14 protein-coding genes and 1 pseudogene are annotated in these 23,011 nt (G+C 40.7%); 8 read left to right on the top strand and 7 right to left on the bottom strand.

Annotation, left to right across the window (positions count from 1 at the left end; all coding sequences use genetic code 11):
• Positions 1 to 73: 73 nt before the first annotated feature.
• The 4 genes from FTU16_RS09055 to FTU16_RS09040 all read right to left on the bottom strand — a co-directional run bounded on the left by FTU16_RS09055 (position 74) and on the right by FTU16_RS09040 (position 7,554).
• Complete coding sequence (locus tag FTU16_RS09055; RefSeq protein ID WP_180113524.1) at positions 74 to 901, bottom strand: hypothetical protein; 828 nt, start codon at positions 899 to 901, stop codon at positions 74 to 76.
• 106 nt (positions 902 to 1,007) lie between these two features.
• The gene (locus FTU16_RS09050; protein WP_078192693.1) at positions 1,008 to 2,600 is read right to left on the bottom strand and encodes a peptide chain release factor 3; all 1,593 of its coding nucleotides are present in this window, start codon (positions 2,598 to 2,600) and stop codon (positions 1,008 to 1,010) included.
• A gap of 240 nt (positions 2,601 to 2,840) precedes the next feature.
• Positions 2,841 to 4,907 (bottom strand): EAL domain-containing protein, encoded by a 2,067-nt coding sequence (locus FTU16_RS09045; protein WP_180163110.1) that lies wholly within the window; start codon positions 4,905 to 4,907, stop codon positions 2,841 to 2,843.
• A 436-nt stretch (positions 4,908 to 5,343) separates the two neighbouring features.
• On the bottom strand, positions 5,344 to 7,554 hold the full coding sequence (locus FTU16_RS09040) for a carboxy terminal-processing peptidase (RefSeq protein ID WP_168378410.1): 2,211 nt from the start codon (positions 7,552 to 7,554) through the stop codon (positions 5,344 to 5,346).
• 200 nt (positions 7,555 to 7,754) lie between these two features.
• Here FTU16_RS09040 and nagZ point away from each other — a divergent pair, with 200 nt between their 5' ends.
• Positions 7,755 to 8,777, top strand: coding sequence for a beta-N-acetylhexosaminidase (nagZ, locus tag FTU16_RS09035; protein ID WP_180163109.1), 1,023 nt, complete (start codon positions 7,755 to 7,757; stop codon positions 8,775 to 8,777).
• A 130-nt stretch (positions 8,778 to 8,907) separates the two neighbouring features.
• Positions 8,908 to 9,777: a class I SAM-dependent methyltransferase gene (locus FTU16_RS09030; RefSeq protein WP_168378408.1), complete on the top strand. Its 870-nt coding sequence runs from the start codon at positions 8,908 to 8,910 to the stop codon at positions 9,775 to 9,777.
• A 27-nt stretch (positions 9,778 to 9,804) separates the two neighbouring features.
• Here the strand turns inward: FTU16_RS09030 and FTU16_RS09025 are convergent, their stop codons facing one another.
• Positions 9,805 to 11,133 carry an alpha/beta fold hydrolase gene (locus FTU16_RS09025; RefSeq protein WP_180004547.1) on the bottom strand — a complete coding sequence of 443 codons (1,329 nt, stop codon included), beginning with the start codon at positions 11,131 to 11,133 and terminating at the stop codon, positions 9,805 to 9,807.
• 303 nt (positions 11,134 to 11,436) lie between these two features.
• Here FTU16_RS09025 and FTU16_RS09020 point away from each other — a divergent pair, with 303 nt between their 5' ends.
• The 6 genes and pseudogenes from FTU16_RS09020 to FTU16_RS08995 all read left to right on the top strand — a co-directional run bounded on the left by FTU16_RS09020 (position 11,437) and on the right by FTU16_RS08995 (position 20,678).
• The gene (locus FTU16_RS09020) at positions 11,437 to 12,702 is read left to right on the top strand and encodes a glutamate-5-semialdehyde dehydrogenase (RefSeq protein WP_180163108.1); all 1,266 of its coding nucleotides are present in this window, start codon (positions 11,437 to 11,439) and stop codon (positions 12,700 to 12,702) included.
• 493 nt (positions 12,703 to 13,195) lie between these two features.
• Positions 13,196 to 14,413, top strand: a complete 1,218-nt coding sequence (locus FTU16_RS09015) for an acetate kinase (RefSeq protein WP_180163107.1) — start codon at positions 13,196 to 13,198, stop codon at positions 14,411 to 14,413.
• A 59-nt stretch (positions 14,414 to 14,472) separates the two neighbouring features.
• Positions 14,473 to 16,614, top strand: coding sequence for a phosphate acetyltransferase (pta, locus tag FTU16_RS09010; protein WP_078192701.1), 2,142 nt, complete (start codon positions 14,473 to 14,475; stop codon positions 16,612 to 16,614).
• A gap of 140 nt (positions 16,615 to 16,754) precedes the next feature.
• Positions 16,755 to 17,605, top strand: a pseudogene (locus tag FTU16_RS09005) (DUF2515 family protein).
• Positions 17,589 to 18,491, top strand: a complete 903-nt coding sequence (locus FTU16_RS09000; protein WP_180065182.1) for a hypothetical protein — start codon at positions 17,589 to 17,591, stop codon at positions 18,489 to 18,491. The pseudogene FTU16_RS09005 and the gene FTU16_RS09000 overlap by 17 nt, the downstream one beginning before the upstream one ends.
• A 660-nt stretch (positions 18,492 to 19,151) precedes the next feature.
• Positions 19,152 to 20,678 (top strand): fumarate hydratase, encoded by a 1,527-nt coding sequence (locus tag FTU16_RS08995; protein ID WP_078189659.1) that lies wholly within the window; start codon positions 19,152 to 19,154, stop codon positions 20,676 to 20,678.
• Between the two features lie 128 nt (positions 20,679 to 20,806).
• On the opposite strand, the gene FTU16_RS08990 is transcribed toward FTU16_RS08995, so the two are convergent.
• Entirely contained in the window at positions 20,807 to 21,520 is a 714-nt protein-coding gene (locus tag FTU16_RS08990; RefSeq protein WP_180111322.1) for a DUF2846 domain-containing protein, read from the bottom strand.
• 163 nt (positions 21,521 to 21,683) lie between these two features.
• Positions 21,684 to 22,994: an ATP-dependent protease ATP-binding subunit ClpX gene (gene clpX, locus FTU16_RS08985; RefSeq protein WP_078189661.1), complete on the bottom strand. Its 1,311-nt coding sequence runs from the start codon at positions 22,992 to 22,994 to the stop codon at positions 21,684 to 21,686.
• Positions 22,995 to 23,011 lie beyond the last annotated feature (17 nt).

Here is a 23,011-nt window from a genome sequence, read left to right as displayed (position 1 = left end):
GCTTCAACCTTTCATTTCGAATAATTGATATTTATCTCAGTAAATATCTCATCAAATTAAATACTTTCGTTGTTTAGAACATATGCTGATACACATCAGCTTTCAAGACTTGTTGTGTTTGCGCTTTGCTGAGATAAATATCCAGTTGTGTACTATCTTTGATAATTTCATCTGTACGATAATGCAAACCAACACCTTCTTGATCAAAGAACCAATCTGCTTGGCCCCAATAGAGCTTTTTCGGTGCCGATTTTTTGACATCCACCTCTTGTTCATCTAACCATTTGCCATAGGCTTGCTGCACAATGGCATCCATATTTTGCTGCTGCTTTGCATCAATAATATCTAAGGGTTTGAGATTTTTTTTCGCACGACGGTCTGCCACAAAAAAATAATAGCGCTCTTTGACCGTGATATTTTCCTGTTTGGTATCGACACCGATTTGCAGCAGCACATATTGATTCCGTTGATATGGAACTCGTGTGTACATCGCCAATTCATAGGCTTTATTGGTTTTAAACTCGGCCTGCCAAGCATCTGATTTTTTCACATACGCATCGACAGCTTGTTGGAGATTCATATTCTGCTTTAGTGCAATCTGATCTTGTACGACGCTCGCCTGATTCTTTTCAATCCAGCTATTCAACCACGTATCTACGGTCTGAATGGTTTGTATCTCTAAATCAATACAACTTTTATTTTCACAAAACGGTTTGGCAATTTTAGCGGCTTGCTCTTGGATATTTAAATAAGGCAAAACATCTGGATTAATCACAGCCGCTTCAGAAGCACCACCGTCGGCCGGCTTTGTCGCTTTGTTTTCTTTTCCTGAATCACATGCACTGAGCAGCAAAACACTCCCCAAAAGTGCAAAAACTGTAGCATCCTTGAATTTTTTCATGATGTCCTAAACGACCAAATGATTGCGTAATGTATGGATTTAAAAACTCTACCACAAAATAAAACAGCTTCACGAAGAAGCTGTTTTATTTCTGTAAAAGAACAACTTAGTGTTCACGTGTATTACTGAACACAATATCCGGATAACGTTCTTGCATTAACTGTAAATTCACACGACTTGGTGCAAGATAAGTTAAATGACCACCGCCATCGACAGACAATTGGTCGTGTGCTTTTTTCTTAAATTCGTTGAATTTTTTCTCGTCATCACACGATACCCAACGTACGGTATTGATACTTACAGGCTCATAAATACAATCCACTTTGTATTCTTCTTTCAGACGATATGCCACCACTTCAAACTGAAGCACACCCACAGCACCCACGATTAAGTCATTACTGTTTTGCGGCATAAAGACCTGAGTCGCCCCTTCTTCTGAAAGTTCTTTTAAGCCTTTTTGTAGCTGTTTTGACTTCAAAGGATCTTTTAAACGCACGCGACGGAACATTTCAGGGGCGAAGTGAGGAATACCGGTAAAGTGTAAATCTTCACCCGAAGTGAAGGTATCGCCGATCTGAATCGTACCATGATTATGCAAACCGATAATGTCGCCCGGCCATGCTTCTTCAAGGTGCTGACGGTCACCAGCAAGGAACGTTAAAGCATCACTAATACGCACATCTTTACCTAGACGCACATGTTTCATTTTTAAGCCTTTTTCATACTTACCTGAACAGATACGCATGAATGCAATACGGTCACGGTGTTTTGGATCCATATTGGCTTGAATTTTAAAGACGAAACCAGTGAAGCCTTCTTCAGTCGCTTCAACTTTACGGTCTTGAGTTGGATGTGCTTTAGGTTCAGGCGCATATTGACTAAATGCATCCAACACATGGTCTACACCAAAGTTACCGAGTGCCGTACCAAACAAGACTGGCGTTTGACGGCCTGCCAAAAATTCATCACGGTCTAAAGGCTCGTTGGCCATTTGAACCAATTCCAATGATTCTTCAAATGCAGCCCAAGCTAGATCACCGACTTTTTCACGCAAATCTGCATAGTCATAGCCATCACGGACTTCAATATCCGTAATTGTTGAACCGAAACCTGCCTTATAAACGTAGAATTTTTCTTCGAGTAGGTTAAATACACCGGCAAAGTCACGACCTGTGCCCAGTGGCCAAGTAATCGGAACACATTTAATTTTTAAAACGTTTTCGATTTCATCAAGCAGTTCTAATGGCTCACGAATTTCACGGTCCATTTTGTTGACGAATGAAATAATCGGCGTGTCGCGCATACGACACACTTCCATCAATTTGATCGTACGGTCTTCGACACCTTTTGCACCATCAATCACCATAAGCGCAGAGTCAACAGCAGTTAATGTACGGTAGGTATCTTCAGAAAAGTCTTCATGCCCTGGTGTGTCGAGCAAGTTAATCATCTTGTCTTTAAACGGGAACTGCATAACAGAAGTGGTGATCGAAATACCACGTTCTTTTTCCATTTCCATCCAGTCAGACGTTGCCGCACGATCAGATTTACGGCTTTTTACCATACCTGCAACCTGAATCGCCTGTCCCCATAACAACAGTTTTTCTGTCATTGTGGTTTTACCGGCATCGGGGTGGGAAATAATAGCGAAAGTACGTCGCTGAGCGACCTGTGTCGCTAATTCTTCTTTAAAACTCATGAAAGACACCTACTGCAAAACTCGCAGTGCAAAAGATCAGATCTGATCAATATGGAAAATTGGCGATATTGTATCAGATTGACCATTAAAAATAATCAACCACATCGGGTTGAGTCAAAATCTTAGCGTAGCGTGTCTTGATGTTTTACATTGGATGACGACCTGTTTTTATCGACGATATAAAGCATTTCTCTGTCTTTTTTTCTCACTCATTGGCAATGCGATCAGACTACGAGGACTTTATTCAACTTTCATTTTCATGCGTTCTTCAAGCTGTGCCACTGGCATCGGCATTCCTAACAAATAGCCCTGCAACTGTTGGCAACCTAAACGTTTTAAAATTTCTGCTTGTTGTTCTGTCTCTACACCTTCTGCAGTGACCGTTAAACCCAGTCGAATTGCCAAGTGAATAATACTTTCTAAAATAATTTCTTCTTTAGAACCGACGCTCAAATTACGGATAAACTCACGGTCAATTTTCAGCTCATCTACAGGCAGTTCTTTTAAATACAAGAAACTTGAATGTCCCGTCCCAAAGTCATCAATCGCAACTTTAATTCCCATCTTTCTCAAATGTTCAAAAGTCAAGATACTGGCATCGATATGATGCATCGCTGTTGACTCGGTAATTTCAATAATTAAATGTGACGGGTTGATTTCATACCGTGCAAAAAGCGACTCTAAAGTACTAAATAAGTGTTTATGTTCAAACTGAATCGCTGATAAATTGACCGCAATCGGATACAACGGCATATTCAGCTTTTCCCAGTGCTGAATTTGCTTACAGGCTTCTTCAAGCGCCCAATAGCCCATGGCAATAATCAGTCCAGTTTTTTCTGCACCATTGATAAACTTATTTGGCGTCAACATACCTAGAGTTGGATGATTCCAACGAATTAAGGCCTCTACTCCACAAATTTCACGATCAGCGGCATTAAATTTTGGCTGATAAAATAAGATAAACTGTTGTTCTTCTACCGCTTTATACAAATCATTGATCAGTTTCGTCTGACTTTTTTCTTCAAATTGGTCGGCGGTATAATTAAAAAATGAATAGGTATTACGCCCCTGATACTTCGAACTCAGCATTGCGGTGTCTGCATTGATCAGTAGGTCTTGTAAGTTCGCACCATGTTCAGGGTACATCGCAATACCAATACTGCCTGAAATGTTAATTTCCTTACCTGCAATCAAAAAGCTTTCTTGCATCAATTCCAATATTTTTTCAGACATTGCTGTGGCAGAGTCATTGCTTGCTGACTCAAGCACAATCAGAAACTCGTCCCCACCGATTCGTAGCAATTTGGCTTGATCATTAATTAAACGGTGAATGCGTGTGGCAATTTGAATCAGTAGTTGATCACCTACATGGTGTCCAAACACATCATTGACCGCTTTAAAACGGTCGATATCAATATAAATAAAAGCAATTTTATCTTGTCTTAAGCGATGCTCTGTAAATAGAAAATGTGCATATTCAGCCAAAAATAGTCGATTAGGTAAACGGGTCAAATTGTCCTGTACCGCTTGATTAGCCAGTTCTCGATTTGCGCGCATCAATTGCAAACTGCGATGTTCTAAACGTTGCTCAAGTACTGCAACGCTAAAGGCCGCCATCAACAATAAACTGGTGACAAATAAGACAATAAATAGCAATAAATTATGGTTAATTTGAGCCGCAACCAATACATCCATCGAGTTTAGCGGTACAAAATCAACAGCTGCCATACCAATATAATGCATAGCGACAATGCTAAAAGTCAGCATGACCGCAACAAAAGCATTCATGATGTTACGTTTTGGCGAGTATTTATTTTTAAATGTTAGCCAAAATGCCAAACACGAGCCACAGATCGCAACTAAAATTGAACAGATAACAATTAAAGGTTCGTATCGTTGCTCATAACCCTGAACGTCTAAACTCAGCATCCCCGTGTAATGCATTCCGGAAATGCCAAGGCCCATTAATACGGAGCCTAAAATTAAACGAGGAAATGGTAGCGTCAGTCGTGTGGTTAACCATACGGCAAAAGTGGACGCGACAAAGGCGATAAAATAGGAAGTTAGGGTCAGACTGGTATCAAAACTATAATTTGAAGGCAAATGGCTGGCCATCATGCCTATAAAATGCATGCACCAAATCGCAGCACCTAAAATTGCGCCGCTGAATAATAAAATGACATTTTCATATCTTGGTCGTGTTCCACGAAACAACATTTGTTCGAGTGAAACCGCTAAGTAACAACTTAATAATGCAACTACGATTGAACCAACGACCAGATTGTAATCATAATGAATATGGGTCATATCAAGCGTTCCGCTTAGGTTATCGTGGCACTTTCTTTAACCGAATTACCCAATCTATCTCTTCCCTTTAACTTGTTACGTTTTCAATTACTTACTTATTTTCCCTTAGAATCTATTAGTCTACGATAATGGTCAAGTCTTTCTTTCAAGATTTTAAGCAACTGATTAATTTAAAAAAAGAAAGCTTGATGAAGTTCACTAAAACTTAAACTTTTGATAAAAAATGCATCAGGTGGTTTTTATTTTAGAACAGTTTCTAACCATAATAAAATGAATAAGTTAGAATCATTTATAGATTGCTTTCTAGATTTAAATCGAACACCGCCCTACTCACAAAAAAATAGCGAGCCGTAGCTCGCTATTTCTCAATGGATAAATTCATCTTTTCTGTCAAAAACTCAAGCAATCATCTCAATGTTATTTATGGATGAATTACTTACTTTTTGGCTGTTGTTGTATGCGTTTTGCCTTGTAATTTGGCATAGTCCATTAGCACGTTTGCTGCTTCCGTCACAAAGACTTCTTCTTCAGGCAGTGCTGGACGCTGGTTTGCCTTCATTTTTGCACGTGCCTCCACCAATGCATCCATAGACGCTTGGTAGCTTTCCCAGTTGGCATAAGGTTTTTGACCCACCACTTTACGACGCTGATTTTCAGCATCCAAAGACTTTTGCTCTAGTGCCAACAGCTCGGCTTTACGCTTCGCTAAGTCAAGCACCACACGCTTTTGCTCTTCTGTCTTTTTCGCAATCGCAGTACGTTGTTCTAAATATTTAAATTGCGGATCAATGCTGACACGTTGCTGAGATGACTTAATCAAATCGGGAACATAGGCTTGGATCGAGCCTTCACGTTTAAACGGTGCGGTTGGAATAGTATCCCACTGTAAAGCATTTTTCGATTTACGCTCACCAAACTCTTCATTGTAAATATCGACCAGCTTAATATCCGGTACGACCCCTTTATTCTGGGTACTACCGCCAGTCACGCGGTAGAATTTACGTTGCGTTAAGGTTGCTTGACCATAGGCTAAAGAGTCAAGTTGTACCTGCGCTGTTCCTTTACCCGTTGTGGTACTACCAATCACCACACCACGCTCATAGTCTTGAATCGCAGCAGAATAAATTTCACTCGCAGAAGCCGAAGCCAAATTAATCAATACCGCCAATGGGCCTGCATAAGTTTGCGCGCCACCATCATCATCTTCAAACACGCTGACATTGCCATTACCATCACGGATTTGCACCACTGGACCTGATTTAATCACTTGTCCAAGCATACGTGCCACTTCTTCAAGTGAGCCGCCTGGGTTGTTACGCAAGTCAATGATGATGCCTTCAACATTTTGCGCATCTAATGTTTTTAAGGCTTTATTGGTATCTTCCGACACAGAACGGTAGTCTGTACCCGCACGACGTGCACGATAATTTAAATAAAACGATGGAATTTCAATCACACCAAACTTATGTTTTTTGCCATCACGTTCAATTTCAACGGTACGTGAACGCACGCCTGCATCTTCTTCTTGAATTACATCACGTACAATCGTGACATTTCGCGCTTGATTCATGGACGCACCAGCACCCAATAAACGTAAAGTCACTTTGGTGCCACGTTTACCACGAATCAGTCCGACAATTTCATTGCTCGGCCAGCCGATCACGTCCACCATTTTGTCGCCATCTTGAGCAACACCAACGATGCGATCGCCCGACTTGACTTGCCCTGACTTACTGGCTGGACCACCTTCCACGATCGTTTCAATTTTGGTGTAGTCTTCGTTACCACGTTCAGGACGAATCGACACCCCAATCCCTTCCAATTGCAACGTGGTTTGACGGTTCAATTCCATCGCATCTACAGGCGGAAAATAGTTACTGTGCGGATCATACGTCAACATCATGGCATTCAGAGTTTTATCAAGCACATCATCGCTTTTTAAACGACTAATCCGCTCTAACTGACGCGTATAACGCTTGGTTAAAGTCTGTTCAGGTGTTAAATCTTCCGGACCAGTTAAATCTTGACCATTTGCCAGTGTTGGGTCATCTTTTAAGGCTTTCTGTTTGGCTTTCTCTTCTTCTTTGCTGATGGTTAAATTGATCAGCTGAGAGACCAACATTTTATTCCAATGCGCACGCTGTTCTTCTGTCGACTTAAAGAATGGCGCTTTTTCACGATCGGTTTCGATGTAGCTATTCGGTTGATTTAAATTTTGTGGCTTTTTCAGCTCTTCCAACATATAGGTGTAGAACTGTTTTAAGCGCTCACGATATTGCGCATGAATGGCATACGGCCCTGTTAAATTGCCCGCTTTGAGATTTGCGCCAAAAGTTGAGCCATAACGTTTTTTATAATTTTCAATGTCCGATGCCAAGAACAACGTATGTTCAGCGTCTAAACTATCAATATAAAAATCTAAAATACGGTTAGAGGTATTGGAATCTAAACGCTGATTTAAATAGTGTTGACGGTCTACCAATGTTGCAAGCTGACGTGAGACCAAGGCTTGTTCTTGAGTGGGTTGAATAGTACCCGCACTCACTGCTTCTGTATTATTGGCAGCAATTGCGTCATTCACCACATGAGTGAAAAAGAATCCACCTGTCGCAATCGCAACGGCACAAGCTAATGTTTGAAGTTTCATAAATAATTTGTACTTCCTTGGTATTAAGACCAATATTACCGTGTTGGTTTTCGACCTGAATTGAATAGATTCAAAATCTTAAACAACTTAATATGTTTATGTCGTGTAGTTTTATCATATTCTCTGCTGACAAAGTGTAGCAAATCATTGCAGAATTCAGGTATTGTTTTTCCTTAAAAATTCCAACACGGACACCGAATATGATTGGCGCATTAATGCTCGACATTGCTGGCACAGAACTCACCCAAGAAGATATTGAACTATTACAGGCACCACAAGTTGGCGGCATGATTTTATTTGGTCGTAACATTGAATCTCCTGAACAAGTTCGTGCCCTGACCGACCATATGCGTCAAATTCGTCCTGATATTTTAATTGCCGTCGATCAGGAAGGTGGTCGTGTACAACGCTTAAAACAAGGCTTCACACTCCTACCAGCTATGGGTAAGTTTGGAGAACTTTACTTAACTGAACCTGAAAAAGCTGTTGAACTGGCTGAACAATGTGGCTGGTTGATGGCAGCTGAAGTCCTTGCGGTCGGCATCGATTTTAGTTTTGCACCAGTGCTGGACCTAAATGATGTCAGTGATGTGATTGGTGACCGTGGTTTTGCCAAAAATATGCAAGACATCATTCCACTGGCAAGTGCTTTCTTAAAAGGTATGAAACGTGCGGGGATGGCATCTACAGGTAAGCATTTCCCAGGCCATGGCTCGGTGAAAGCAGATTCACATATCGCTGCTGCTATTGACCATCGTAGTTATGAAGAAATCTATCAAAAAGACATGCAAAGCTTTATTCAACTGCAACCACAGCTTGATGCCTTAATGCCTGCGCATGTGATTTATGAAAATATTGATCCTAATCCTGCTGGTTTCTCACTGTATTGGATTCAGAAGGTCTTACGTCAAGAGCTCCAATTTGATGGCGTTTTATTCTCCGATGATTTAAGCATGCAAGCCGCTTGTGTCGCTGGCGGTGCAGATGCTCGTATGCAAGCAGCATTAAATGCAGGTTGTGATATGGGCCTCGTGTGTAATAACCGTGAATCTGCATGCATTGCGCTTGATGGGATCCAAAACTTAGCTCTTCCAAATCAGGAACGCCTAGAACGTATGCGCGGAAAAATCCCACAAATTGAGATTGGACAAAACATTGAACTCGGGGCGGACTGGCAAAACGTGCGTAATCGTATTGTGGATTTTAAAAATCAATATTGCTAATCCAAGACTTTCAAAATTCTAGAAAATGGAGCACGACAAGGTGCTCCTTTTTGATTTATGATGAAGACAAAATAAATGCTTCGGCGCTATACAAAAATTGCCAATAAAAACAACATTAGGTCAGGACGACATGACACAAAGTTTATCGGAACATCGACATATTTCTTTTACTGCACATTACACTGGCTATATTTGGTACAGCATGGGGATTTCGCATCCCGTTTTTGCCACACGTAAAGGCAAATTTTTAGCACGTTTAGTCCATCCTTTAGAAAGCTGGGCAGAAAAAAATGTGGGCGGTAGCATGCGTTCGACGCTTAAACAGCGCCATGCCATGATCGATCAACATTTAGATCAACTCATTACCCAATATCCACAGCTACAAGTCCTTGAAATTGCCTGTGGCCTCTCCCCGCGCGGTTGGAATTTTCGCACCAAGCATCCTGAAATTGACTATCGTGAACTCGACTTGCCAGATATGGCAAAAATCAAAACACAGGCACTCAAACAGATTGACCCGCATGCCCCCGAGGTCTTAACTGGGGACATTTTCACTCAAGATTTTGAACGTATTTTTCAGAGTTTTGACCCTGAACGTCCTTTGGTGGTGATTAGCGAAGGTCTGATTAATTATTTTGATCAAACCCTACTGAATAAGTTATTGCAAGGGATCACCGAATATGGCGCCTCGTTTCAGGAATTACATTATCTGACCGACATCTATCCAGAACCCGTTAAAAACCGTTTAGCACGTTTTATTTGGGCCAGTAGTAAATTACTCAAAGTCATGTCTCGCAGCGCTTTTACTTTTCATTTTCAATCCCCTGCTGAATTACAGCAGTTTTTCACCCATACAGGATTTGAAGAAGTAAAAGTCGTTCAGCCGGCCTTATACTTTCCACAACAGCAACATGAACAAGTGATTCCTTTCCACGATGCAGAGCAGCACTGTGGCGATTTGGTTTGGATGGTCCATGCCAAAACAAAAAAACAGCGCTAAAGCGCTGTTTTTTTAGTTTTTCATGTTTTAACTGACGGCTTCTAATAACAATACATCTTCTTTTTGGCGTTGTACAAAGCGTAATAAGCGCTCTGCCAACTCAAAACTACCATGCTTAAACAAAGCGCGAACCTGTGTATCCACAACGTCAAAGATGAGACATTCAATTTTAAACTCACCTTCTTCGTCTTCTAGATGTAAAGCCAAATCTCGTGGATATGCGTGCATGGAGTCCAACATTTCAGCCTGCACATTCAACAACACACCAAAATAATTTAAATCCATAATTTGAGTATCAACCACAAGGTCTGAATGGCGATGAGATAAATGCGTGAATGGCTGTTGTACACTTACACGCGCTTCGCCACGGCGTTCAATATTTTGCATTTGCTCACGGCTCATTGGAATGATCCCGTCCAACTGCTGAATAGACTCACCGCGTAGATAAGTTGCAAACAAATTCATGGTTTCCTTACGGCGTTGCAACTGCGGTAAATGATCCGCATTGGCAATCATAGCAAATTGCATATTCGGACATTGCAATGCAAAGCCCGCATTTTCATGTGGCAAAGTAAAACTGTCGTACTGCCCGCATGACACCAATACATCACACTGTGGAATCGGCACGTCTTGCAAACGCAGCAAACGATTACAGTTAATGTCATAACGCTCTTGTTCGGTATTGGTGAATTCAGCCATTTGTCTAAAGAACAAACGCTTCGCTGTCGGTGACATCCGCGTCACATCCAGTTTGGCATGATTGACCAAATACAAAATCACCGCTTGACCAAATTCATCCATGCGCTGTTCTTTCATTAAGTGCAAGGATTCTTCAAGCAACATGCGCCAGCTCTTGCGCGTTTTTTGCATCACGCCCATTAAAATCATGCGATCAATCAATTCAGGACGTTGATCGGCCAGACCTGCTGCCACCACTGAACCTAGTGACATCCCCATCACGGATACTTTTTCTAGCCCGACGATATCCAACCAAACGCCCAACATCTGCGCCAGATCACCCAACTCTAAAGTCCCTGCTGACACCGCAGTATCGACATTGGTAATTTGCTGGTTTGAGCCCATGGAGGGTAAATCAATTAAAATAATAGGGCCTGCCGCAAATAGTTGTTCGACACAATATTTGTAGGAATTAAAGTTTTGAAATGCCCCACCAATAATAACAATCGGTGTGCGATGAATGGTTTCAGGTTGTGCAATGGCCATATATTCGACCTTCCAGCCATCAATCCATGTTGTTCTGGCAGGCTGTTTAAAGCTTTGCTTGTCATACAGATCGAAAAAACTGTAATGCGTACTTTCCTGTACGGTGGGATCCATTTGGATAATGGAATTCATATTCCTTTCCTCCATTCCTGCCTTATTTTTATTGTCAGGAATTCATTTAGAGACTCTGCTCGACTTAGCGTCCTGCTCTTTAATCGTTATTTGTACGACTTCAATGTCGCTATTGTTTCATTCTATACAGAGGTTCATTTTACAAGCAACTGATATCCCCGCCGCTTATCTACTTTTGTTCTAAAAACAATTTCAAAATGTTAATTCTGGTCAATATGAGTAACCGAATATGCACTTAAGTGCTTCATTGTTCAGTCACAGGCTGTTAATATCGAGTTGAAATTTCTAAGTGATCAAACCGCTATGCAAGAGTCTATTGAACAATATATGCAAACGGTAGGACAGCAAGCACGCACAGCATCACGTGTGCTCGCAGGGGCTTCTACCCAGACTAAAAATAATGCCTTATCAGCAATTTATACTGCTTTACAAAACAGTGAAACTGCAATTTTGGCAGCTAACCAAGTGGATATGACCAAAGCGCATAACAACAACTTGGATAGTGCTCTACTTGATCGCTTAGAACTTACCCCCACACGCTTTAAAGGCATGCTCCAAGGTCTAAAAGATGTGATCGCACTGACTGACCCGATTGGCGAAATAACCGATATGGCCTTTCGTCCGACAGGTATTCAGCTTGGCAAAATGCGCGTGCCGCTAGGCGTTGTCGGCATGATTTACGAATCTCGACCGAATGTAACGCTTGAAGCCGCATCTTTAGCACTTAAATCAGGCAACGCGATTATTTTACGTGGTGGTTCTGAAGCTTTGGAATCTAACCAAGCGATTGCGGCTGCGATTCAGCATGGCTTAACTGCCGCAGGTGTGCCTGAACATGCCGTTCAAGTGATTAATACCCCAGATCGTGCCGCGGTTGGTCAATTAATTACTATGCCTGAATATGTCGATGTGATCGTACCTCGTGGTGGCAAAGGCTTAATTGAACGTATCACCAATGATGCACGCGTGCCTGTTATCAAACATCTTGATGGTAACTGCCATGTTTTTGTGGAAGCTCAAGCTGATTTGCAAAAAGCATTACCTATTGCGCTCAATGCCAAAACACACCGTTATGGCGTATGTAATGCCATGGAAACCTTGCTCGTCGATGAAAATGTCGCTGAAGAATTTTTACCACGCATTGCTGAACTCTATGCTGAGAAAAAAGTAGAACTACGTGGCTGTGCTGAAACGCAGCGCATCTTGGGTGAATCGATTGTTCCTGCGACTGAGGAAGATTGGTACACCGAATACCTAGGCCCGATTTTGGCGGTGAAAGTCGTTACAGGCTTAGATGAAGCGATTGAGCACATCAACAAATATGGCTCACACCATACCGACTCAATCATTACCGAAAACTTTAGTCTGGCTCGTCATTTCTTGGCGCGTGTAGATTCAAGTTCAGTGATGATCAATGCCTCGACTCGTTTTGCAGATGGGTTTGAATATGGTCTTGGTGCTGAGATCGGTATTTCAACCGATAAAATCCATGCACGTGGGCCAGTCGGTCTTGAAGGTCTGACTTCTCAAAAATGGATTGTGTTTGGTGATGGTCAAATTCGCCAATAACACCCAATAAGACAATGAAAGCTGTGCTTTTCTGAGTAAAGGCACAGCTTTTTTTATTGCGATTTAAAAAACTAGACCCAGGGTTCACATATTGAAATATAATCCTGCAAACACACAGGATTTAGAATCGAAAACAGATTTTTTGACAATTAAATGCTTAAGAAGAATAAGAAAAGTTCAATTTACCTGCTTTTTTGCAACAATTTTAGGATTACAGCGCAGCAACCGCATGTTATGTTCTATGTATATCTCTTAAATCGTATAAATTTTGAGGATTATTTTATTAATAAATGAAAACTATGAACTGATAAATTTTAATTATTATTGTGCTCAGGGTCGATAGTGCTTAAGTCTAATCTCCTAAAGTCTATCTAGGACGATAAAAAAACCCATGATAAAACATCATCACAGATCTAAATTGCATCAATCAATACAACTGCAATCAGATCAACATTATGGATAAGTATTTCAATTAGAATTCGGGTATTTAAACGTGTCTACATCAGTATTAGTAATTAACTGCGGATCTTCTTCTATCAAATATGCGTTAGTTTCTGAGCGCCGTGAAGATCGTATTTTTGGTCTGGCCGAGAACCTAGGTTCTGCTGATGCACGTATTAAAGGGGTCACTACGGGTGGTGCTGCGCTTGAGCTGTCTATTCCACATGCTGACCATGAAAAAGCCCTCGAAACTATTTTAGAGCGTTTGGCTCACCATAATCCTCAAGCGATTGGTCACCGCGTGGTACACGGCGGTACATTAACCAAAGCTGAGCTATTAACACCAGAAATTATTGAACGTATTCGTGAAGCTACACCGCTTGCGCCATTGCATAACCCTGCTCACTTGGTGGGTATCGAAGCAACCATGCGTTTGTTCCCTGAACTTCCGCAAGTAGCCGTATTCGATACAGCATTCCACCAAACCATGCCGTCTCATGCATACCGCTATGCATTACCAAAATTCTTGTACACACAGCATAACGTACGTCGTTATGGCTTCCACGGTACTAGCCATGCCTACGTATCTGAGCGTGGCTCAATGTTGGCAGGCAGCTTTAAACAAGGTGGCTGGTTAACTGCTCACTTAGGCAATGGTAGCTCGACTTGTGCGATTTGGAATGGTCAATCTGTAGATACGTCAATGGGTCTAACACCACTTGAAGGTGTGGTTATGGGCACACGTAGTGGTGATGTTGACCCAAGTATTCACAGCTTCCTTGCGAGCAACTTAGGTTGGGATATCTACAAAATCGACAAAATGCTGAACAGCCAATCAGGCCTACTCGGTTTGTCTGATCTATCAAATGACATGCGTACATTGATCGAAGCATCAGAACAAGGTAACGAAGATGCCGCGCTTGCCATTGAAGTATTCTGCTACCGTTTAGCAAAATCTTTAGCAGGTCTCAGCTGTGGTCTACCACGTATTGACGGTTTATTCTTTACCGGTGGTATTGGTGAAAACTCTGCCTACATTCGTGAAAAAACGGTTTCATACTTACCACACTTTGGTTTCAACCTTAGTAAAGAATTAAATGACAACTTAAAACGCGGTACGGAAGGTCGTATTGACCACGGTACTGGCCCACAAATTTGGGTTGTTCCTACCGATGAAGAAGGCCGTATTGCCAAAGAAACTGAGCATGTTGTAGACGAGGTGACAGCGTCTGCTACAAAAAAGCTTGATGCTGAAGCTGCGATTGCATAAGCAATCGCATCAGCCCCTTCGCCTTCAATATTAATTTTTAGCTTTAATTTAGACACCGTATGAAAACAATTTTACTCGTGCCAACTGGGGAAGGTGTAGGTTTAACATCTGCATGCTTAGGTTTAATTTATGCTTTGGAATGCCAAGGGGTCAAAGCAGGTTTTCTGAAACCATTTTCACAGGAAAATGTCGCAGATACTGTAGACCGTACAACGGCTCTTTATCGTCATTTATTTAATAATGAAACGGTAGAACCCATTCATCATGCCACCATCGTGAAGCAACTCAGTCATGATGAAAGTGATGAACTGCTCGAAGAAGCGGTTCGTTTGCACCGTGAAATTGCAAAAAAACATGACCTAATTATTGTTGAAGGCTTGGTTCCAAACAGCCGTGATAACTTTGCCTCAGAGCTCAACGCGACATTAGCAAAAGCTCTTGATGCTAAAGTAATTATTGTCAGCACAGCAGATATTCAAAATGCCACGAAAACTGCTGAGAAAATTGACAGTTCTCTACGCCAATTCGGTGGTGCAGCATCTGAACGTACTGCGGGCGTTTTGTTTATGCGCACACGTGGTTTGCCAGAAGAATCTGCGCAAATTCCTGTCACGCTTGATCCAAATCTGCGTTTAATCAGTGATACCAATAAATTTGTGCTCGAATTACAACAAAGTAATCCGCAAATTGGTTCTACACAGCTACCTGTCATTGGCCTCGTTCCATTTAGTAATACACTCAGCGTACCGCGCATGTCTGACTTGGCGACGCATATTCAATCAGAATGGATCAACCAAGGCGATGCTGCTCATCGACGCGTACTACATAGCAGCTTAGTTGCCTCTAATATTGAACATGAACTTCACAAATTTGTAGCAGGCGAACTAATTATCAGCGCCTCTGACCGTATTGATGTGTTGTTGGCTTCTAGCCTTGCAAGTAGCAATGGTATTCCACTTGCCGGTTTGGTTTTGACTGAACACCATCAACCGAACCCACAAGTTTTGGATTTCTGCCAAACTGCGATTAAGCAAGGCTTACCGATTTTACATACGCCTTTAAGCACTTTTGAAACGGCACAACAACTTTCAAATTTAGGCAATGAAATTCCTGTCGATGACGTAGAACGTGCAGAACAAGTGACCCGCTTTGTTTCAAGCCACATCAATGCTGAATGGATTACTGAAGTATTAAATGGTTCATATCAACCACGCTTGTCCCCTTCTGCATTCCGTCATGAATTGGTACAAAAATCTATTGCTGCGAAAAAACGAATTGTTCTACCTGAAGGTGATGAACCACGGACCATTCAAGCGGCTGCCATTTGTCAATCACGTGGCATTGCACACTGTATTTTATTGGCAAAACCTGAAGCCGTGATTGAAGTTGCAAAAGCACGTAATATCGAACTTCCTCATGATTTGGAAATCATTGATCCAGACCTGATTCGTGAAAACTATGTGCCTAAAATGGTTGAGCTGCGTAAAGGCAAACTCAATGATCTACAAGCACGCGAACAGCTACAAGACACCGTGGTTTTAGGCACCATGATGCTTGCACTCGATCAAGTGGATGGCCTTGTATCTGGTGCAGTACATACTACGGCGAATACAGTGCGTCCAGCATTCCAATTGATTAAGACTGCACCTGATTATTCATTGGTTTCTTCTGTATTCTTTATGCTGTTACCAGATGAAGTCTATGTCTACGGTGACTGTGCCATTAATCCAGATCCAAATGCAGAACAGCTTGCAGAGATTGCGATTCAATCTGCAGATTCAGCGAAAGCTTTTGGTATTGACCCACGTATCGCAATGATTTCGTATTCAACAGGTACTTCAGGTGCAGGAGCAGATGTCGAAAAAGTGGCTGAAGCAACACGCATTGCCAAAGAACGCCGTCCAGATTTACTCATTGATGGCCCGCTTCAATACGATGCTGCATCGGTGGAAAGTGTGGGACGTTCTAAAGCACCTGACTCTAAAGTGGCTGGTCGTGCCAATGTGTTTATTTTCCCTGATTTAAATACAGGTAATACAACCTATAAAGCAGTTCAACGTTCTGCAAATGTAGTCAGTGTTGGCCCAATGCTGCAAGGTTTAAACAAGCCTGTAAATGACTTGTCTCGTGGCGCATTGGTCGATGACATCGTGTTTACCATTGCATTAACGGCAATTCAGTCTGAACAGCAAGAAGCTTAATTTTAGTTTCGAGTTCTATACCACCCTTTCGAAAGATTGGGTGGTTTTTTGTTTTATATAACTTCTATTATATTAAAAATGGCTCAGAATTAGTGGAAATTTCTTTTAAATTCTATGGCTGAATTTTGAGTATTTGGTACATGACCAATAATATATTCATTCTTCGCTTAAAAAAAGAAATCAAAGCTCTGATACACATATCTAATTTAAAAAATAAAAGGAAAAATTTACATAAATTAGAGCCTGGATATGAAGCTAGGGCGTGACGTCTTGCTTCAGTTTATGCCAATATTTATCTAGAAAAAGAAAAACATCGAAACAAAGATTTAGTTGGCCGTTACTATTGGATGGGCTTAGGTGCATTTGTTTCAAAAAATCTTAGCTGCCATTTTAAACATGGTTTAACTGCATGGGAATATAAATGGATTCCACTAGGGGTAATTCGTGATCCTGTACATACTTTTGCAAAAGGTAACTTATGGCTATTTATGGATATTGCACCTTGGCATTATGCTTTGAGCATGTCTTCATCCTCTTTTAATCAATGCCGAACTCAACGTGATGTTTCCAAATTTACTCATATTAAAGAAGAAGTTATAAACGTTCCTTGGTCAAATTGTTTACCCATAATTAAAAACTTAAAAGCACTTTAGAAATTAAAAGTGCTTTTGAATATCTACCAAAATTGAAAAGTATTCTGCCGAGTTCTTATAATATCAAAAACATGGAAAGAGAATATCAGGGGCGACACGCCGGTGTACTCGATAAGGTACCAGAAACAGTATACAGCGAACCATTATCAAACACTAAAGTCGCCAATTATGATAGCCGTATGGAATGGATTAAAAAAGCAGCAGAAAAATATCATCGTTTAATGCAAAGTGATAAAGGAAGATACTTTTTAGAAGAAGAACTAAAAATTATTGCGAAATGGGGCGATAGCAAAGCTAATTTTACAGTTGGAAAGGATAGTAATGATGGAAAAATTTAATTACTGCATTGTTATTTTTATGGTGGGTTATCTCCTTTCAGCTTGTCAACCTAGTGCAAAAAATACAGAGAATAATAATGTCATGAATCAACAGCGTTTTAGTTTACATTTAGGCCAACAAGGGTTTAAAGATTTTTCTCAACATAATCTTGGGCGTCCCGATAGTCATCCATCTAGAGCAGGTTTTAGAGAGTTAGATTTTACACCACCCAACTTAGGTCAGATTAAAGTTGAAAATGGTGAGAATAGCTTAGTGATAGATCATGTATTTTCAGTTCTAGGAACATCGTTTAATAATGAGGATGGAATACAAGGGCTTGATATTAATGCAGGGCTAAACAAAGAGGAATTTGTACGTCCTGAACAAGCCCACCAAGCTTATGTTGACTTAATGAGACGTATAAATCAGGCCGAATGGAAAAATTATTTCTATCGTTTTTCTGCACGAATAGCAAAGGAAGATAATATTCGATATCTAATGAAATCAGGTGATGTCATTGACCCGACTTATATCTTTAATTATGAAGAATGGAAAAAGATAATAAATACAGTTGGAGGGAACACTATAGGCTACCGATTATATGCCAATGGTATCCTTTTGGATCTGAGTATAAAACAAACTCAAAAAACTGAAGATGGTAAAGAACAATATATGGTTCGTTATGCTTTCAATACGATTCGTTATGATGAAAGAAATTCAATGGATGATTCAGAGAATAATATTGATACTTACAAAATGACCTCAAAAGAGTTAGAACAAGCATTTGCAAATGAGCTGATAAGAAATAAAAAATCAAGAGAAATTGATGAAAAAGAAGTTATAGTACAAGGCTACCATATCGATGAAAATTATGAAGATCCTGATGTTTGGCAATATGTTAAATAATCAAATGTTGTCGCGTTTAGACTCAATTTTAAAGCACTTTTACACAAAATTGATCATTGAAACTAAAGATTTGAAGATTTGAAGATTTGAAGATTTGAAGATTTGAAGATTTGAAGATTTGAAGATTTGAAGATTTGAAGATTTGAAGATTTGAAGATTTGAAGATTTGAAGATTTGAAGATTTGAAGATTTGAAGAAGAATATTATTTTTATAAAATTTAAAGCAAAAAAAAAAGAAGATAAAGCTTTAGGCTTGATCTTCTTGTTGACCGTAGAACCAAGTTGCTGCGATAAATAGAGAAAAACCAATAACTGACAACACTGGAGTAACCATATAATTCACACTCTAACTTTGATGACGTCATTATGTAAAAGTTATATGACAGTTATATGACAAATATAAAATTTTCAAAAATAATAAATATTGTTTATTTTCAATATCTTAAAAATTAAAACATATCTCCTCCTCTAGTTATGTGACAAATATTTCATGAAATATGACAGTTAAAATGTCATTTTCAGGCCATTTATGACAGTTAAATATGGCGCTGTTTAAGCCTATTAAACTTTCGGCCAAAGATTAAGCGAAATACCCACACAACTGTATTTTTGTCTTATAATTTAGCCCGCTAGCTATCAGCCCGCTCAAGAGATATTTGTATGACAACTATTATCAAGCAAGATGACTTGATCACATCGGTAAAAGATGCGCTTCAGTTCATTTCTTACTATCACCCACAGGACTTCATCCAAGCGATGAGCCGTGCGTATGACCGTGAAGAAAACAAAGCCGCAAAAGACGCGATTGCACAAATTTTAATTAACTCTCGTATGTGTGCAGAAGGCCATCGTCCTATCTGTCAAGATACGGGTATTGTGAACGTATTTCTTGAAGTGGGCTTAGACGTTAAATTTGATTTAACCATGAGCCTAGACGATGCAATTAACGAAGGTGTACGTCAAGGTTATCTTGAAAACTCAAACATTCTTCGTGCATCAGTATTAGCTGATCCTGCTTTTGGTCGTAAAAATACCAAAGACAACACCCCTGCTGTAATTCACTACAAACTCGTTCCGGGTAATAAAGTTGATATTACTGTTGCTGCTAAGGGTGGCGGTTCAGAAAACAAATCTAAACTTGCAATGCTTAACCCTTCTGACTCTATCGTAGATTGGGTACTTAAAACTGTTCCAACAATGGGTGCAGGTTGGTGTCCTCCTGGTATGCTCGGTATCGGTATTGGTGGTACTGCTGAAAAAGCCATGATGCTTGCAAAAGAAGCATTGATGGAAGAAATCAACATGGACGAATTACTTCGTCGTGGCCCACAAAACCAAATCGAAGAACTTCGTATCGAAATCTTCGAAAAAGTAAATGCTTTAGGTATTGGTGCTCAAGGTCTTGGCGGTTTAACGACTGTTCTTGATATCAAAATCAAAGACTACCCATGTCACGCTGCAGGTAAACCAGTGGGTATGATTCCTAACTGCGCTGCAACTCGTCATGCACATTTCCAATTAGACGGTTCAGGTGTAGCGCATATTCAAGCGCCTAGCCTTGAAGACTATCCTGCAGTAACTTGGGATTCATCAACGTCTAAACGTGTTGACTTAGATAACATCACTCAAGAAGAAATGAACTCTTGGCAACCAGGTGACACACTACTTCTTAACGGTACAATCTATACGGGTCGTGACGCTGCGCACAAACGTATGGTTGACATGTTAAACAAAGGTGAAGAACTTCCAGTTGACCTAAAAGGTAAATTTATTTACTACGTTGGCCCTGTTGATCCAGTCGGTGACGAAGTCGTTGGTCCTGCTGGCCCAACAACTGCAACACGTATGGATAAGTTCACACGTCAAGTGCTTGAAGCAACTGGTATGTTCGGTATGATTGGTAAAGCGGATCGTGGTCCTGCTGCTGTTGAAGCAATCAAAGACAACAAAGCGACTTACCTCATGGCTGTCGGCGGCGCTGCTTACTTAGTATCGAAAGCGATTCGTGAAGCTGAAGTTGTAGCATTTGCTGACTTAGGTATGGAAGCGATCTACAAATTTGTTGTAAAAGACATGCCTGTATCGGTAGCTGTTGACGTGAATGGTACTTCTGTACACGCAACTGCACCAAAAATCTGGCAAGCAAAAATTGGTAAAATCCCAGTAGTTGATGCTGCTGCGAACTAATTTCGCCACATTCAAGATCTAAAAAAGCACCCCATCGGGTGCTTTTTTAATGTCAATATTTAGGCTGTTTGCCGAATGACATTCTCTATTTAATATTTTCCTACACTAAAAAACACGAGCTAATTACATTACCAAGTTAATGGATTCCACAGTTTAAAAGGCTTGGTCAACTGTACATCTTCCGCAGGATCATAATGAGGTGCCTTCAACTTCTGCGCACTTTTCCGCACTTTTCCAGTGTTTTGATCTTCTGCCACAAAGTTAAAACTGTTGGATTTCAACTCTGTAAATGCGATTTCATTTCGACCAATTTTTTCAGGCATGAGCAGCAATGGCCCTGAAACCGTTCTTTTACTGGATAAATTCTCTTCATCATATTTGATGAAATAGGATTGACCTGCTTCAACATCAAAGTCTAAATATTTAGGCTTTTGAAAATGATTCACCCCCAAAGGGCGACTGGACGATAAGCGGTAATTCCCTGCCGGTAACTCCACCCAGTAATAATGATTATTCAATAAACTTGGAATACGCTCACTGTTCAGAAATAAGCTGCTGGCCACAATTTCTTGACGATTCCATTTACTGTCTGGACGATATAAATACACAATCGCTGCTTGGTCATGCTGAGCTTTTACTTCTTGAAAATGTCGGCCTTGTTTCTGATTGACCCAACCACCAATGGTAAACATACCCAATCGATATTGCTCAATATGACCCGGTGTACTTTCAGGATCCACAGGCTTTAATGTTGAAGCCAATGACGTTTGCTCAACGGCTGATTTTCCATGACAACCCAGCAGCGCTACACTGCTTAAAAGTAGAATTGCAACTCCACGCATGATTATCCCTCACTGCGTCTTTTTTTATTTTTACACTTTTGTTTTCAGTTTTTTACATTCAGGCATCCACGCCATCCTGCTGAGATTAACATTCTGCCTTTATTTTTGGAAATAAAAAACGTGTGCAAATCTTGGATTTACACACGTTTCAGACGAATAGCGCTTAAGCAGATTTAGAGTTTACAACTTTTAAATCTGACTTCGGTGCAGCTTCTTCAGTTTTCTTTGGTTGACGTTCTGATTTAAATTCAGGTTCCGCTTCACCATTAATCACCGCTTCATTGACGACAACCGTACCCACATCTGAACGACTTGGTAGATCATACATCGTTTCAAGCAATGAATTTTCTAAAATCGAACGTAGACCACGTGCACCCGTATTACGGTCAAGGGCTTTTTTAGCCACGGCACGCAATGCTGAGTCTTCAAATACGAGGTCAACATTTTCCATTTCAAATAAATATTGGTATTGACGTGTCAATGCATTTTTTGGTTCAGTCAGAATCTGCATCAATGCTTCTTCGTCGAGTTCTTCCAAGGTTGCAATGACTGGCAAACGACCAATAAATTCAGGAATCAGACCGAATTTAACCAAATCTGTCGCTTCAACTTGGCGGAATAAGTCAGATAATTTTTTAGTTTCATCTTTCTTACGCACTTCAGCCGTAAAGCCAATACCACCTTTTTCCTGACGCTGCTGTACGATTTTCTCTAGACCAGAGAATGCGCCACCACAGATAAACAGAATATTTGAAGTATCAATTTGAATAAATTCTTGCTGCGGATGCTTACGACCACCTTGAGGCGGAATCGACGCAACCGTACCTTCGATCATTTTCAATAACGCTTGCTGAACACCCTCACCCGATACATCACGAGTAATCGATGGGTTTTCAGACTTGCGGGTAATTTTGTCGATTTCATCGATATAGATAATGCCTTTTTGTGCTTTTTCTACATCGTAATCGGCTTTTTGAAGGAGTTTTTGAACAATGTTCTCAACGTCTTCACCCACATAACCGGCTTCAGTTAAAGTCGTTGCATCTGCCATCGCAAATGGCACATCTAAAAGACGCGCAAGTGTCTGAGCAAGCAGTGTTTTACCTGAACCTGTTGGTCCAACCAACATAATGTTACTTTTCGAAATCTCTACTCCGTCTTCTGGTTTTTTACCACTGGTGCCAACTTTTAGGCGTTTATAGTGGTTGTATACCGCAACAGAGAGGGTCTTTTTCGCAACATCTTGCCCAATCACATATTGGTCAAGCGCAGCACGGATTTCATGCGGTTTTGGTAAAGGACGAGTTGCCCAGTCATTTGATTCAACTTGCTGACTGGTCTGAACTAGGTCAAGACATACGTCCACACACTCATTACAGATGTACGCGTCCTCACCTGCAATCAGTTTCCCGACTTCAGACTGCGTTTTACCGCAAAATGAACAATGCTTTTGTCCTTGAGGATGTTCGGACATATTCACTCCAATAATTA

The organism is Acinetobacter sp. YH12069 (assembly GCF_013419675.1).
Taxonomy (GTDB): domain Bacteria; phylum Pseudomonadota; class Gammaproteobacteria; order Pseudomonadales; family Moraxellaceae; genus Acinetobacter; species Acinetobacter amyesii.
Note: the sequence above shows the minus strand (reverse complement) of the source record. Positions and strands in the feature narration are given on the sequence as shown.